Annotated in this window: 12 protein-coding genes; 5 read left to right on the top strand and 7 right to left on the bottom strand. The window is 39.9% G+C overall.

Translation table 11 applies throughout. The annotated features are described in order from the left end of the window. Window positions 1-25 precede the first annotated feature (25 nt). Window positions 26-421: a group III truncated hemoglobin gene (locus tag MS6x_RS06980; RefSeq protein ID WP_482606359.1), complete on the top strand. Its 396-nt coding sequence runs from the start codon at window positions 26-28 to the stop codon at window positions 419-421. Window positions 422-473: 52 nt separating this feature from the next. On the opposite strand, the gene MS6x_RS06975 is transcribed toward MS6x_RS06980, so the two are convergent. Continuing rightward, entirely contained in the window at window positions 474-932 is a 459-nt protein-coding gene (locus tag MS6x_RS06975) for a COG2426 family protein (RefSeq protein WP_482606357.1), read from the bottom strand. Between the two features lie 160 nt (window positions 933-1,092). On the opposite strand from MS6x_RS06975, the gene MS6x_RS06970 reads away from it, so the two are divergent. Continuing rightward, window positions 1,093-2,484: a Gfo/Idh/MocA family protein gene (locus tag MS6x_RS06970; RefSeq protein WP_482606355.1), complete on the top strand. Its 1,392-nt coding sequence runs from the start codon at window positions 1,093-1,095 to the stop codon at window positions 2,482-2,484. Window positions 2,485-2,487: 3 nt separating this feature from the next. Here MS6x_RS06970 and MS6x_RS06965 read toward each other — a convergent pair whose 3' ends face one another. From MS6x_RS06965 to MS6x_RS06955, 3 genes are all read right to left on the bottom strand, one after another. Next, window positions 2,488-3,309, bottom strand: a complete 822-nt coding sequence (locus tag MS6x_RS06965; protein ID WP_482606353.1) for a universal stress protein — start codon at window positions 3,307-3,309, stop codon at window positions 2,488-2,490. Window positions 3,310-3,332: 23 nt separating this feature from the next. Then, window positions 3,333-4,694, bottom strand: coding sequence for an oxygen-independent coproporphyrinogen III oxidase (gene hemN / locus MS6x_RS06960; RefSeq protein ID WP_482606352.1), 1,362 nt, complete (start codon window positions 4,692-4,694; stop codon window positions 3,333-3,335). A 107-nt stretch (window positions 4,695-4,801) separates the two neighbouring features. Further along, window positions 4,802-6,154, bottom strand: a complete 1,353-nt coding sequence (locus MS6x_RS06955) for a Gfo/Idh/MocA family protein (RefSeq protein WP_482606350.1) — start codon at window positions 6,152-6,154, stop codon at window positions 4,802-4,804. Between the two features lie 162 nt (window positions 6,155-6,316). Here MS6x_RS06955 and MS6x_RS06950 point away from each other — a divergent pair, with 162 nt between their 5' ends. The 3 genes from MS6x_RS06950 to MS6x_RS06940 all read left to right on the top strand — a co-directional run bounded on the left by MS6x_RS06950 (window position 6,317) and on the right by MS6x_RS06940 (window position 10,317). Further along, window positions 6,317-7,195, top strand: a complete 879-nt coding sequence (locus MS6x_RS06950) for a nucleotidyltransferase family protein (RefSeq protein ID WP_482606348.1) — start codon at window positions 6,317-6,319, stop codon at window positions 7,193-7,195. Continuing rightward, window positions 7,186-8,259 (top strand): phosphotransferase enzyme family protein, encoded by a 1,074-nt coding sequence (locus MS6x_RS06945; protein ID WP_482606346.1) that lies wholly within the window; start codon window positions 7,186-7,188, stop codon window positions 8,257-8,259. Before MS6x_RS06950 ends, MS6x_RS06945 begins: the two co-directional genes overlap by 10 nt. Window positions 8,260-8,925: 666 nt before the next feature. Further along, entirely contained in the window at window positions 8,926-10,317 is a 1,392-nt protein-coding gene (locus MS6x_RS06940) for a hypothetical protein (protein ID WP_482606345.1), read from the top strand. Between the two features lie 177 nt (window positions 10,318-10,494). Here MS6x_RS06940 and MS6x_RS06935 read toward each other — a convergent pair whose 3' ends face one another. The 3 genes from MS6x_RS06935 to MS6x_RS06925 all read right to left on the bottom strand — a co-directional run bounded on the left by MS6x_RS06935 (window position 10,495) and on the right by MS6x_RS06925 (window position 13,973). Beyond that, the gene (locus tag MS6x_RS06935; protein ID WP_482606343.1) at window positions 10,495-11,673 is read right to left on the bottom strand and encodes an acyl-CoA dehydrogenase family protein; all 1,179 of its coding nucleotides are present in this window, start codon (window positions 11,671-11,673) and stop codon (window positions 10,495-10,497) included. A 141-nt stretch (window positions 11,674-11,814) separates the two neighbouring features. Further along, window positions 11,815-12,528: a tRNA1(Val) (adenine(37)-N6)-methyltransferase gene (locus tag MS6x_RS06930; RefSeq protein ID WP_482606342.1), complete on the bottom strand. Its 714-nt coding sequence runs from the start codon at window positions 12,526-12,528 to the stop codon at window positions 11,815-11,817. Then, window positions 12,525-13,973, bottom strand: coding sequence for a sulfatase family protein (locus tag MS6x_RS06925; RefSeq protein ID WP_482606340.1), 1,449 nt, complete (start codon window positions 13,971-13,973; stop codon window positions 12,525-12,527). Before MS6x_RS06925 ends, MS6x_RS06930 begins: the two co-directional genes overlap by 4 nt. Window positions 13,974-13,975 lie beyond the last annotated feature (2 nt).

The following is a 13,975-nucleotide window of genomic DNA, read 5'->3' as shown; positions in this document are numbered from 1 at the left end:
TTTGTTATTTTAATAAATACAGTAAATGGAACAAATTACTGCCTTAATTGAGGATAGAACGGATGTGTCTGTATTAGTTCGCGCTTTCTATGCAAAGGTTAGGGAAGATGAGGTTTTGGGTCCAATTTTCAATAATACGATTACCGATTGGGAATCACATTTAGAGTTATTGATCGATTTTTGGGAAACTCAACTATTCTTAAAACGGCTCTATCACGGTAACCCTGTTACCGCGCACCAAGAGGTTGACGAAAAAATGAATCATTCCATTACCTCCGAACATTTTGGACTTTGGCTAAATTTGTGGTTTGAGACTATAGATGAATTATTTACTGGAGATGTAGCATGGATTGCAAAAAACCGCGCTCAAAAAATGAGTACCATGTTGTTTATGCAAATCTTCAAGAATCGTACGAAGTAATATCCATTTAATAGGCGGATTGAGTCGGATTCGAAATTACGATGGACACTCATTAAGCCGCACCCTTCATCGCTAGCACCGTGGTAACCCAAACAATAAGAGAGGAGAAGAAAATACCAACGGTGTTTGCTGCAAACGCTCTCTTGCGCTCCATTTTAAAAAGATAGCTCGCAATACTGCCTGCATAAACTCCGGTGCCGGGAACAGGGAGCATTACAAAAAAGATAAGCCCAATAAAACCGTATTTCTTTATTTTGTCACCGGAACCAACCTTGGCCTTGCGCGCTACGTAAATGGCAGATTTCTTGTAATAGTGCCATTTAAGAAGATACTTATTAACTTTCGTGAGAAAAAAATACATGATGGGAAAGACCATAACATTGGCGAAAAAACATGCGATAAAGACCAAATAAATGTTTACCCCATTTAAAACACCATAAGGAATACCAACCTTTGCTTCACCAAAAGGTGAAAGGCTCCAAAGCATCGCTATGATTAAATCTATGATCACATTTCCAGTTTTTACAAGCTGTAAAATTACGTTCTTGTAATCGATAAACCGTTTATTAAATCATAAATAAACTCTAAAAGACTAATCCTGAATATGAGTATAAAATCACTATTTTCGTAGGGACCGAAATAAATATTTTCTTTTTAATGGCTATTGAAAAATGAAAAAAAACGAATCTAGAAGATCTTTTCTAAGAAAGGCTTCCCTTACCACGGCAGCGATTACCGCATCACCTCTATTGTTTGCAAAAGGTAAAACAGAAATACTGCCCCTTATTAGATCTTACTCGGATAAACTCTATTCAGCAAACGATAACATTAATATTGCCCTTATTGGTTCGGGTATCCAAGGAATATACGATACCAAGGCTGCTTTAGGGGTTAGTGGCGTGAAACTGGTTGCGGCTTGCGATTTATATAATGGAAGGTTGGACCGAGCAAAGGAGTTGTGGGGAGATTCGATTTTCGTTACACGGGATTACAGACAAATACTGGAACAAAAAAATATTGATGCGGTCATAATAGCTACACCTGACCACTGGCATCAAAAAATAACTATCGAAGCGTTAAAAGCAGGTAAACATGTGTATTGCGAAAAGCCCATGGTACAAAAATATGAAGAAGGGCAGGCTATTATTAAAGCGCAAGAGGACAGTGGCAAAATATGCCAAGTAGGAAGTCAGGGAATGTCATCTTTGGGAAATGAGAAGGCCAAACAATTATATGAAGAAGGCGCAATTGGGGATATTGTGATGTTAGACATGTACAATGATCGCTTTTCTGCAGAAGGTGCTTGGCAGTACCCAATACCACCCGATGCAAACCCAAATACTATAGACTTTGATCAGTTCTTAGGCTCGGCTCCAAAAGTACCTTACGAATTGAAACGTTTTTTTAGATGGAGAAATTACCAAGATTACGGTACCGGTGTAGCCGGAGATCTTTTTGTACACGCATTTTCTACATTAAATTATGTGATAAGTTCACATGGTCCTAATAGAGCTTTGGCTACAGGAGGACTTAGATATTGGAAAGATGGCCGAGACGTGCCAGATGTAAGTATTACACTTTATGATTACCCTAAAACTGCAACCCATGCCGCTTTCAATGCTGCATTTAGGGTTAATTTTATCGCTGGAAATGGTGGGGGAGGTGGATTTAAACTGATAGGTACCGAAGGCGAAATGGAAGTTGGTCAGAACCAAGTAACTTTAAAACGGTCTAAATTGGGTGCAGGACCAGGAGGTTATTCCTTAGTAGCCTATACCGAAGAAACACAGCAAAAGATAAAAGCTGATTATGCCAGCGCTATGCCATCTATTAGAGAGCAGTCCTTAAATACTGGAATAACAACTTGGGAAGCTCCAAGGGACTACCGAGGAGGGCATTATGATCATTTCAATAATTTCTTTTCAGCTATTCGTAAAGGCGGAGAGGTCGTACAAAATCCAACATTTGGCCTTAGGGCCGCAGGTGCGGCCCTATTGGCAAATGAAAGTTATTTCAAAAAACAGCCTGTAGGTTGGGATCCTACAGCGATGAAATTGGTATAAAATTTAAATTTTAAAGGTTACCACTGGTAAGGTGGAATGGTTGGCAACATCTTCGCCAATACTGCCTAAGAAGAAATGTGATATTCCTTTTCTACCATGTGTGGGTATTCCAATAATATCCGCACCGCTTTCCGTTCCAAAATTCAATACGCCACTTTCCACGGAGTAGTCATTATATATTGCAATGAGCAGCTCAAAGCCAACTTTGTCGCAAAACGTTACTATTTTTTCTTGGATTTCGGAGGTGCTTAAAAAAGCATCTCCTGGAGTGTTCACATATACCAATCTTAGTTCTGCCGAAAATATTTCGGCAATATATTTGGCACGTTGAAAAGCATTGATGTTCTCTTCTTTGAGGTCACATGCAAAAACCATTTGCCTTGGATTAAAATCGGCTATTTCTTCCTTAATTACCAATACTGGTATGTCTGAATGGCGAACTACTTTCTGTGTATTAGAGCCTACAAAGATTTCCTTAAGCCCTTCGCTACCATGGCTTCCCATTACAATTAAGTCAGCGTTATGCTCGTTGGCCAAATTACTTATCTCACTAAATACCTTAAAGTGTTTTATCACCGGTACCACCTTGACATCTTTGAGATAAGGTTTGTCCAAAAATTCGTTCAAACGCTTTTCCGCAAGCTTTATTAAAAAAACGGTATGCTGCATTTGGGCTCCTTCGTTTGAAGATATTAAGGCTTCGTTGAGCTCTAACATATGCAAGGCATAAAGGGTTGCTCCATGCTTTTTTGCAATAGATGCTGCTACCTTAAAGGCATATTCGGATTGACTAGAGAAATCAACGGGTACAACAATATTTTCCATATCGATAATTTTTAGGTTAATAATTAAATGGTCATTGAGAATAATCTTGTATCTGGAACATTTTGATGTAATCTTAAATCAAATGCCATACAAACATTACGTACGAATGGCCGTCCTTTAGGGGTAACTTTTAATTGATGCATATTCAATTCAATAAGTCCGTCTTGTTTCATTTTATCCAATCGTTCTAGAACAAGAGGTAAATCCGTGAAAAGCATCTGTTCGTTAAACCATGATGTTTCAAGGTCGCACATTAGATTTAGGATGTGCTTTCTTATGATTTCATCTTCAACAGATAGTATGTGTCCCTTAAAAACAGGTATCACATCATTGTCTACTAGTTGCCGGTACTCTTCTATACTTTTTACATTTTGTGCAAAACCGTACCAACTGTCGCTAATACTGGACGCTCCCAATCCTATCATTAATTGGGTCTTGGAGGCCGTATACCCCATAAAATTACGATGCAAACGACCTTCTTGGGTAGATATGGATAATTCATCAGTTTCCAACGCAAAATGATCCATTCCTATTTCCTTATAGCCAAGTTCTCCTAGTAAGGTTTTACCCTTTTCATACTGTTGTCTTTTTAAAGCTGCTGAAGGCAGGTCTGAATCCTTATAGCCCCTTTGTCCGTTTCCTTTTATCCAAGGTACATGGGCATAACTGTAAAAAGCCAACCGGTCTGGGAGTAGGGATTTGGTCTTTTTTATTGTCTCTATAACATGCTCCATGCTCTGGTGGGGCAAACCAAAAATTAAATCATGTCCTATAGACGTGTAACCGATTTCACGGGCCCAATCTGTTACTTTTTTTACATTTTCAAAAGGTTGAATCCTATGTATGGCCGTTTGTACTTTTTCATTATAATCCTGTACACCATAGCTTACCCTTCTAAACCCTACATCATATAAGACTTGTAAATGTTTCTTCGTGGTATTGTTGGGATGGCCTTCAAAGCTAAACTCATGGTTTTTCGCAATTGTTGCCTTTTCTAAAATACCCTCAATTAAGGTTTTTAGGTTTTCGGGACTAAAAAATGTAGGCGTTCCGCCTCCTAAGTGTAGTTCTTTTATAATAGGTTTTTCTGAAAAAAGGGCAACATACAAGCCCCATTCTTTTAAAACCGTTGTTATATAGGGTTTCTCTACCTCATGTCGTTTTGTGATTCTTTTGTGGCAACCACAAAAGGTACACAAGCTTTCGCAATAGGGCAGATGTATATAAAGGCTAATCCCTTCTGTGCTATTGGATTCTGTAAAACTCTTTTGGACGGATTTTTCCCATTTTTTACTAGAGAAAGAATCGATATCCCAGTATGGTACCGTAGGATAGCTCGTGTATCTAGGTCCGGGGACATTGTACTTTTGAATAAGGCTACACATGTAGTTGGTCTTTGGTACAAAGATAAAGGCAACTTTTATCAGAAAACATGACAAAAGTCATACTAGTGGGTAAGATCATTCCCATTGAAACTACAAAAAGGGCGGCACTAATAATTTTCTTTCATCCAATCGTAAGGTTTGCGTTTTAGCCAGAGGCCTCTGGTGAAATCCGGAAAATCTTGTGGCTCACCATTATTGGCTATGGAAACTTCGGACAAAGGGGTTACGGCACTCCAAGCGGCAGCGTCATAGGCATCCATAGGCGGTGCTATGTTTGCCTTGGCCGACTCTATAAAGGAATTCAATACAAAGAAATCCATTCCACCATGTCCTGCATCCAACGCGTATTCGCCATATTTTTTCCAAAGCGGATGGTCATATTTCTCTAGCCACGGGGCAGCTTCGTCCCATTTATGCGATTCCGATTGGCCTTCAATATACATTCTACTGCCATCTACCTCCCACAAGCCGTTTGCTCCTTGTACCCTAAATCCTAAGGAATAGGGTCTTGGTAAATTACAGTCATGTGTAATAATTATGGTTTCGCCGTTAGCAGTCTCAATTGTCGTGGTGATTACATCGCCTTGTTTAAATTTTATTTTGGCATTCGGGTGCTCTTTTCCGCCCACATCAACAATATAATTGTGCAAGCCAATAGCTTTTGTTGCGTGAGAGGTCAAGGACATAAATCTATTTCCGCGGTTCACGTCTGCCATTGCTGCAATAGGTCCTAAACCGTGTGTTGGGTACACATCTGCATTTCTTTTTACAGAGTGCGCCGTTCGCCATTTTGCTTCGGAAATTCCCTTTTCTCCAAACTCTGCTCCCCTGCCATAGGCTGTTTTGCCATCGTTGAATTTTACAAAACGTAAGTCGTGTTGGTACCCGCATCTAAAATGAACCAATTCCCCAAAAACGTTCTGTTTTACCATATTTAAAATGGCAAGTACATCTCTCCGGTAGTTTACATTTTCCAGTATCATCATGTGGGTGCCGGTATTTTCGTGAGTATTGACCAAATCCCAACATTCTTCCAAGGTATTAGAGGCAGACACCTCTACACCAGCATATTTGCCGGCTTTCATCGCATCTACAGTCATACGGGTATGCCACAGCCAAGGGGTGGCAATAACAACGGCATCTACCTCTTTAAGTTCCAATAGGTTTCTGTAGTCATAGTCATTTGCATCAAAAATCTGTGCAGCCTTTGCGCCTGCTTTAGAAATTAAATCTTTAGCGATGGCTATTCTAGAAGCATCTATATCACAAATAGCCGTAATATTAACATCCTTTCTAAGCAATAGGTTTTGTAAGTGGTTAGTTCCTCTTAATCCTACCCCGATAAGGGCAACATTTAGTTTGTCCGCAGGGCTATACAGTTGGGTAGCGAAGCTAGGGATGGCACATAGCCCTACTCCTGCAAGCGATGTGTTTTTGATAAAATTACGTCTTGAACTCATAATCTAGTTTGGATTTAATAATGGAAAATAGGAAAAAATGAGATCATTTTAAAGGATATGATCTCAATATGTAGAGCCATCAACCTTTTTAATGACCATATGGCTAAATACGTTTAATGTTTTGGATACAATCGTTATTTTTGCAACCTAAATACTAGAACCATGACATTACTTTTAATGGCTGCCGGAAGCGGTAGTAGATACGGAAAACTAAAACAGTTCGATGAGCTTGGCCCTAAAGAGGAGTTTCTAATGGAGTTCGCTATTTATGACGCCATAAAAAATGATTTTAAGCAGATTGTAGTCATTACCAAAAAAGAGAACGTTCGTTTTTTAAATGATTATTTGAGTGAAAGATTGCCTGAAAACATAAAACTGGATGTGCTAGCACAAGAACTAACCGATTTGCCCAATGGTGTTACCTTTACCGGAGAGCGAAAAAAACCCTGGGGTACCGCGCATGCTGTTTGGACTGCAAGGAATGTAATACACGGCCCCTTTGTCGTTATTAATGCAGATGACTTTTATGGACAAGCGGCCTATAAAAAAGCTGCAAATTTTATAAATTCGAATGAAAGTGCATACGCATTATTAGGGTACACCTTAAAGGATACCCTTTCCGAACATGGGTCTGTATCTAGAGGTGTCTGTAAAGTGTCAGGAGATGACTTACTTTCTGTAGAGGAACGTTTGAAGCTTGTTCAAAAAAATAACAAGGTCGTGGATGAAGATACGGGTTTGGAATTTACTGGCGAGGAGCAGGCAAGTATGAATTTCTGGATTTGTAGGATGTCAATATTCGAAAAAATAGAATCGGAATTTAAAACATTCCTTAATGATGAGGATCGTATTGCCAATAGCGAACTCTACCTACCTTTTATGATACAGGAAATGCTTCAGGCAAAGGAAATTGATGTGAAGTGTATTCCATCGGGTGGTGATTGGTTTGGTGTAACCTATGCCAGTGATAAAGAAACGGCCATGGAAAGTTTGCAGAACAAAACAAACCAAGGTCAGTACGTTTCTCCTTTATGGAACTAAATAATAGCGTACACACCCCAGAACAACTTCAAGAACTTCTGGGGTGTTTTACGGTAAAACATCAACAGTTCAGCTTTCAGCCGCTCAATACCGGTTTAATCAACGATACTTTTTTAGTTTGTAGTGAAGAAACCCCTGTTTATATTCTACAACGCATCAATCATGATGTTTTTTCGGATGTGAGCGGATTAATGAATAACATTTCCAGTGCGTTAAGAGCCCTCAAAGCTTCCGATTATAAAGAAATTCAGCTAGTAAAAACGGTTGACGGTTCCTACTTCACACAAGTGGCTTCTGGGTATTGGCGGCTCATGGGTTTTATTCCGGACAGTATTACCTACAATACAACCGTTCAGAAAGAAACGGCCTATGAGGCAGGACGTGTTATTGGAACGTTCCACTTGCTTTTGGCAGACCAGAATCCTTTGGGTTATATCGATACCATAACACGTTTTCACGATTTAACGGTAAGGGGGCAACAGTTTTTGAAGGCGATAGCTAGCGCAGATGTACTAAAACTGGAGCATGCAAAAGTGAATATAGCGTTTGCTAAAAAAACCTTGAGTACGTTAAACGAGATAGAACTGAATGCTTTGCCATCGCGTGTATGCCATAACGATACCAAGCTAAACAACATATTGTTCTCTAAACATACAGGAAAAGGCTTGTGCCTCATAGATTTGGATACCATTATGAAAGGCTATTTTTTTTATGATTTTGGCGATGCTATTAGAACGGTAGTAAATACGGCACCTGAGGATGAAAAGGAATTAGAACGTATTAATTTTAATGAATCTTTGTTTACCGCCTTTGTAGAAGGATTGGCCAGTATCCCGTCGTTATTAAGTAAGGCAGAGATCACGTCTTTACCTATGGGAGCAGTTTTTATGCCATTTATTCACGGACTAAGGGCGTTGACCGATTATTTAGAAAATAATAGGTACTATAAGGTTGCCTACGAGAATCAGAACTTAGACCGTTGTAATAGTCTTTTCGATTTTTCAAAAAAAGCCTTGAAAAAGGTTCCGTTTATGGAAACAGAACTAAAACGCTTGTTTCCATAAAAATTTTGTAAAAAAGGATCCAAACTAACTAAGTACCAACTCTACATTAGTTTTTTTTAAGTTTTGGTAAATGAGGAGCTGGCATTGTTGTGCTATTCATCATACATCCTCCTAAAGCCCCAATATTCAAACTAGCCCATTTTAAAAAATTTTCTTATTCGGTGTTACATCCTAAAACGTGTTAAACCAAAAAGAGTCCGGTTGTAAACAACCAGACTCTTTTACGAGAACACTATATGAAAATGAAAAAAATTAATTCGTTTTTGTTACACTGTAAAAGTATCAGCTTTGTGCATCTTGTGAAACTTATTGTTGTGAAGTTAGGAGATTCTGTGGTGAACGAAGAAAAAATTGTTTTAACGGATTTAAATGGGTCTTTAGTAAATCCAAATACTTAGTTAATAACTCAAATAAGCCACGGTTGAAGGAATTGAGTATACTATGGCATGTCAATTATTATGCATAAAATAGGCCGATGCTCCCATCGGCCTATACTAACTAACTCAAACTTTAAATAAGCTCTATAAGAACACCATAAAATTACTTTATTTGGAAAGGTATTGTGTTAAGATAAACGTATCTCTCTGTTAAATAATGTTATAACTTTCATGGGCTGTTCTATATTTACCAATGAATTTTGACGTGTAATCGTCCATACTAGTCCTTATGAAAAATACGTTCAGCAGATTAATTATTATGTGTGTCCTTAGTGTAACCACCCAACTTTACGGTCAGGAGGTAAGCGATGATGTTGTTTTTGCAGGGAGAAACTTTACTTGGGGTATGAACATGGGCAGTTATGATTTAGCGATTTTGCTCCGGGAGAATGGGACCTTTTGTGAAAGTCTTGACGCACCGGACTGGCAGACCAAAGTGGAGGGAAGCTATAAAAAAGTGAATGGTGGAATTCTTTTGGAGTATAGGGACAAAACCATGGATAACGATACCATTTTTATAGAAAAGGATAACTCGGATGGTTATGAAGACATAAGATATGGCGGTGCACAAATGATAAAAATGCGGTTACCAAATACGATACCTGAGGGCTATTATGAGTATAAAAGTGCATCTAGTTCTGGTGGTATGGGTACAGGTATGGTTTACGTGGGGACACAACAATATGATGGTATTTATTTTTATGCAAACGGTACTTTTGATAGGAATTCTTCCGGTGGGGTTCTAGTAAGTGGGAGTTCTATTGGCGGTGGTACTAGTTCCGATAAGGATGCTAGTGGCACCTATACCATTGAAAAGGGATTATTGACAATGGTCGATACCGATGGCGAAGTAACTAGTAACAGTTTTTTTTACAGCGAACCTGATGACGATGGAACTTTTACCGTAGCTATGAACGGTGCTATCTTTTTTTCTGGTGGCCCTGAGGAAGTGGAATCCGAAACCGAACTAAAGGACACTAAGAATAGGGGTTCCAATGTAGTTGACGAAGAAAACTCGGATAAGACCATTCTAGAAGAAATAAAAACAGCCCATGGCGGTAGCGCTATAGATAGCATAGCAACTGTGGAAGCTGTTATGGAAACATCAGGTATCGAGTTTAAGGTACTTCTTGATGTAGGGCGTAAATTCTTACGGTTGGAGTCGCTGTCACCAAACTTTCGCTATATAGAACAATTGGAAGGCGACTCTGGTTGGATCTACCAGAACGGAGGAATCTCGAAAATCCCAGATAGTCGTGTAGCGGAGATGCGAAATACGTTTTATTCAGGGCTTTTTCTATTACAAGCCCCAGTTCTGAATCGTTTAGAGGTATTGGCCATACGGGATAACGGTAAAGGATTTAAAGTACTGAAGCTCCAATTGGACGGAAACATAAGCGGCATGGTGGTAGATGCCGGAACCAATAGGTTGGTCGGAACTGCAAAATTTAATTCGTTAGGCAATGAAATCACGTACCTATCTGACTTTAGGGAGGTTAACGGTGTACTCATAGCGTTTAGGGAGGAAGTGGAGACAGATGGCCAAGATATTATTATTCAAAATACATCTTATACCATCAATCCCGTATGGGATATCAATGTTTGGGAGCGTCCCGACTAAATCTTTTTAAGGTTCTTTCGGTCAATTCATAGTTGATAATAAACAGCTTATTATTAAAGTCACAAGAAATCTGAAACTAATGGTAGTATCACAATAGCTCCAGTTATTTTAGAAAATTACGATACTACTGGAAATGTCTACACGTAGCTAGAGTTTTATCAACTATTGGACTACAGATTATTTAAAGGCAGTGTGTCCTGTAATATCCGCACCTGTAATCAAAAGATGTATATCGTGAGTTCCTTCATAGGTAATCACACTTTCCAAATTCATCATGTGGCGCATAATACTATAATCTCCGGTAATGCCCATACCGCCCAATACTTGGCGTGCCTCCCGGGCAATTTTTATGGCCATTTCCACATTGTTGCGCTTTGCCATTGAAATTTGGGCGGTAGTCGCCTTGCCTTCGTTCTTTAGTTGTCCAAGTCTTAGCGCTAATAGCTGTGCTTTCGTTATTTCGGTGATCATCTCTGCCAGTTTCTTTTGTTGTAACTGAAAGGCGGCGATTGGCTTTCCGAATTGTACACGCTCTTTTGCATATCGCAAAGCAGTATCGTAACAGTCCATAGCTGCACCGATAGCACCCCAGGCAATGCCATAACGTGCAGAATCCAAACAGCCTAAGGGAGCGCCTAGACCTGTTTTGTTCGGCAGTAAATTTTCTTTAGGAACTTTTACGTTGTCAAAAATAAGTTCTCCGGTGGCCGAAGCGCGAAGCGACCATTTGTTATGTGTTTCAGGAGTAGAGAAGCCTTCCATACCTCTCTCGACTATCAGTCCGTGAATTCGTCCTTCTTCATTCTTTGCCCAGACTACGGCTACATCTGCAAAAGGTGAATTGGATATCCAAAGTTTGGCGCCGTTTAACAAATAATGGTCTCCCATATCCTTATATTTAGTCTCCATTCCACTTGGATTGGATCCATGATTAGGCTCCGTAAGTCCAAAACAACCCATCCATTCACCACTGGCCAATTTAGGTAAATATTTAGTTCGTTGCTCTTCCGTACCATAAGCATAAATAGGGTACATTACCAAAGAAGACTGAACCGAAGCCGTAGAACGCACACCACTATCACCACGTTCTATTTCTTGCATGATAAGTCCGTAGCTTATTTGATCTAGCCCCGCCCCGCCATACTGTTCAGGTATGTATGGGCCAAAGGCACCAATACCTGCGAGACCACCAATTATCTGTTTTGGAAACTCTGCTTTTTGGGCATATTCCTCAATGATTGGAGATACATCCCGCTTTACCCATTGGCGCGCGGCATCACGGACCAATTTATGCTCATCGGAAAGTAAATCATCTATATTGTAGTAATCGGGTGCTTCAAATAAATCTGGACGCATAGCTTATTTTTTTAATAAAGATAACTAAAGAAACGTTGTCTAAAGCTTGATAATTGTACGTAGCGTTATCTAAATCTTTAATTTTCGGTAAAATTAATCAAATATCTATTGTTTTGTATATAACATTAATAAAACCTATTGTTACATTTTCAAATAAAAATCCTTAACAAGGTTTTTGTAGTCTCCTGTATAGTGATGGCGCTCTGTTTCAATAATCAGCTCATTTGTAATCGCATCTCCCTTTTCAAAACAAAGTTCCAGCAAACTGCGCTTTATTGGTGCAGAGGTATTTCCCCTTACACGTGTAATTCTGTTTGGATAGAGACCAATTTTTCCTGCCAGCTCCAAGAATTTAGATTCTTCCTTGTAAGGAATAATGACCGAAAAATAACCGTTGTGGGCCAATAGTCTAGAAACGCCAAGTAAGAGGTCTTCAAAGGGTAATGAACTGTTTTGTCTGGCCAAGTCCCTAGCAGCATCACCACTGGAGACTTCTTCGGAGTAAAACGGGGGATTGGAGACTATTAAATCATACGGTTCGTCTATTTCGTCTACAAGTTCGTCTAAGCCAGCATGAAAACAGTAGAGACGGTCTCCCCAAGGAGAAGCTTCAAAATTTTCTACGCATTGTTCATAGGCTGCATCATCTATTTCTATGGCCTCAATACTCTCGGCATCACATCGTTGTGCTAGCATCAGAGCGATTACACCAGTACCGGCACCAATATCCAAAATAGTATTCGGCTCTGTTTCCAAAGAAGCCCAAGCGCCTAGTAAAACACTATCGGTACCAATTTTCATGGCACACTTGTCTTGATTTACCGTAAACTCTTTAAACTTGAAAGTATTACTCATTCCAATTGCCCCGCTTCTCTAGTTTCAGAACCTTCCAACTCTAGAAGTGAGTCCCCTAATCGAAAACGCATATCGTTTGCCAATAGTTTTATTTTACTTATTATCTCGGGGTGTTCAGATGCCACATTGGTGGTTTCGCTTATATCGTTTTGTACGTCGTATAATTCAATTTCTCCCATGTCTACCATACGATAATCGCCTGGCAGGCCATCTTTTCCTGCTTCTTGCCCTTGCATAGTTCGGTAGGTATGTGGAAAATACAGTTTCCATTTCCCATACCGTATACCAAAGAGTTCGTTAACGCGGTAATAAAAGAAATAGGCCTCTTGTGGTCCTTTTTCCGAGGTGCCTTTTAATAATGGGAGAACACTTTTTCCATCGATAATTTTTTCGGGTAAGGTTGCCTTGGTTTCGGCTGCGATGGTAGGTAAAATATCTATGGCCATCACTGGTTCGTCAATGACTTTGCCTGCTGGAATACCGTTGGGATATTTAATGATGAACGGTTCTCGTTGTCCCCCTTCCCAAGCTGTTCCTTTGCCTTCGCGCAACGGAAAGGCGCTGCCGGCATGGTTCCCGTACGATAACCATGGCCCATTATCCGAAGTAAAAATGACCATGGTGTTTTCTTCAAGTCCATTTGATTTTAAGGCTTCCGTAATTTGACCTACGGACCAATCTATTTCCATAATTACGTCTCCATACAAACCTCTACCGGACTTACCCTTAAACTTGTCTGAAACAAACAAGGGGACATGGGGTTGTGGATGAGGTACGTAAAGGAAGAAAGGTTTGTCTTTGTTCCTGTTAATAAAATCTACACTGCGTTCCGTAATCTGGGTGGTAAGTTGCGATTGTTCTACCAAGGTGTCTATCACGGTTTCGTTTTCATATAAGGGAAGGTCGGGAAAATTAAAAATTGGCCCTTGTTGCGGATGATAAGGCCACATGTCATTTGAATAGGGAATGCCAAACCATTCATCAAAACCATGCCGGGTAGGTAGGAATTTTTGATGGTGGCCCAAATGCCATTTTCCAAATATGGCGGTAGCATAGCCTTCTGATTTCAGCATTTCTGCCAAGGTGGTTTCAGATTCGTTTATTCCATGGGTGTTACCTGGGCCTAACGCGTTATGAATACCAATACGGTTGGGGTAGCAACCTGTAAGTATTCCGGCCCTGGAAGCAGAACATACCGCTTGAGCGGCATAGTAACTGGTGAGCATGGTGCCTTCTTTAGCCATTTGGTCCAGATGAGGGGTAGCGATATCGGATGCTCCAAAAACGCCAACATCATTGTAGCCTTGATCGTCCGTAAAGATCAGTATTACATTTGGCGGACGTTCCACGACCTCTTCTTTTTTTGATTCTTGACAGCTGCTTATTAAAGCTAAAACAGCAATAGCACATAAGGCATTCTTTGGATGAAGAAAAAATAAGGTCATAC

The organism is Maribacter sp. MS6, from assembly GCF_056839185.1.
Note: the sequence above shows the minus strand (reverse complement) of the source record. Positions and strands in the feature narration are given on the sequence as shown.

Coding starts and splice junctions, on each gene's coding strand:
- MS6x_RS06930 (WP_482606342.1), bottom strand. CDS start 12,528: ATGAGTAATACTTTCAAGTTTAAAGAGTTTACGGTAAATCAAGACAAG.
- MS6x_RS06980 (WP_482606359.1), top strand. CDS start 26: ATGGAACAAATTACTGCCTTAATTGAGGATAGAACGGATGTGTCTGTA.
- MS6x_RS06950 (WP_482606348.1), top strand. CDS start 6,317: ATGACATTACTTTTAATGGCTGCCGGAAGCGGTAGTAGATACGGAAAA.
- MS6x_RS06955 (WP_482606350.1), bottom strand. CDS start 6,154: ATGAGTTCAAGACGTAATTTTATCAAAAACACATCGCTTGCAGGAGTA.
- MS6x_RS06945 (WP_482606346.1), top strand. CDS start 7,186: ATGGAACTAAATAATAGCGTACACACCCCAGAACAACTTCAAGAACTT.
- hemN (WP_482606352.1), bottom strand. CDS start 4,694: ATGTGTAGCCTTATTCAAAAGTACAATGTCCCCGGACCTAGATACACG.
- MS6x_RS06925 (WP_482606340.1), bottom strand. CDS start 13,973: ATGACCTTATTTTTTCTTCATCCAAAGAATGCCTTATGTGCTATTGCT.
- MS6x_RS06965 (WP_482606353.1), bottom strand. CDS start 3,309: ATGGAAAATATTGTTGTACCCGTTGATTTCTCTAGTCAATCCGAATAT.
- MS6x_RS06970 (WP_482606355.1), top strand. CDS start 1,093: ATGAAAAAAAACGAATCTAGAAGATCTTTTCTAAGAAAGGCTTCCCTT.
- MS6x_RS06935 (WP_482606343.1), bottom strand. CDS start 11,673: ATGCGTCCAGATTTATTTGAAGCACCCGATTACTACAATATAGATGAT.
- MS6x_RS06940 (WP_482606345.1), top strand. CDS start 8,926: ATGAAAAATACGTTCAGCAGATTAATTATTATGTGTGTCCTTAGTGTA.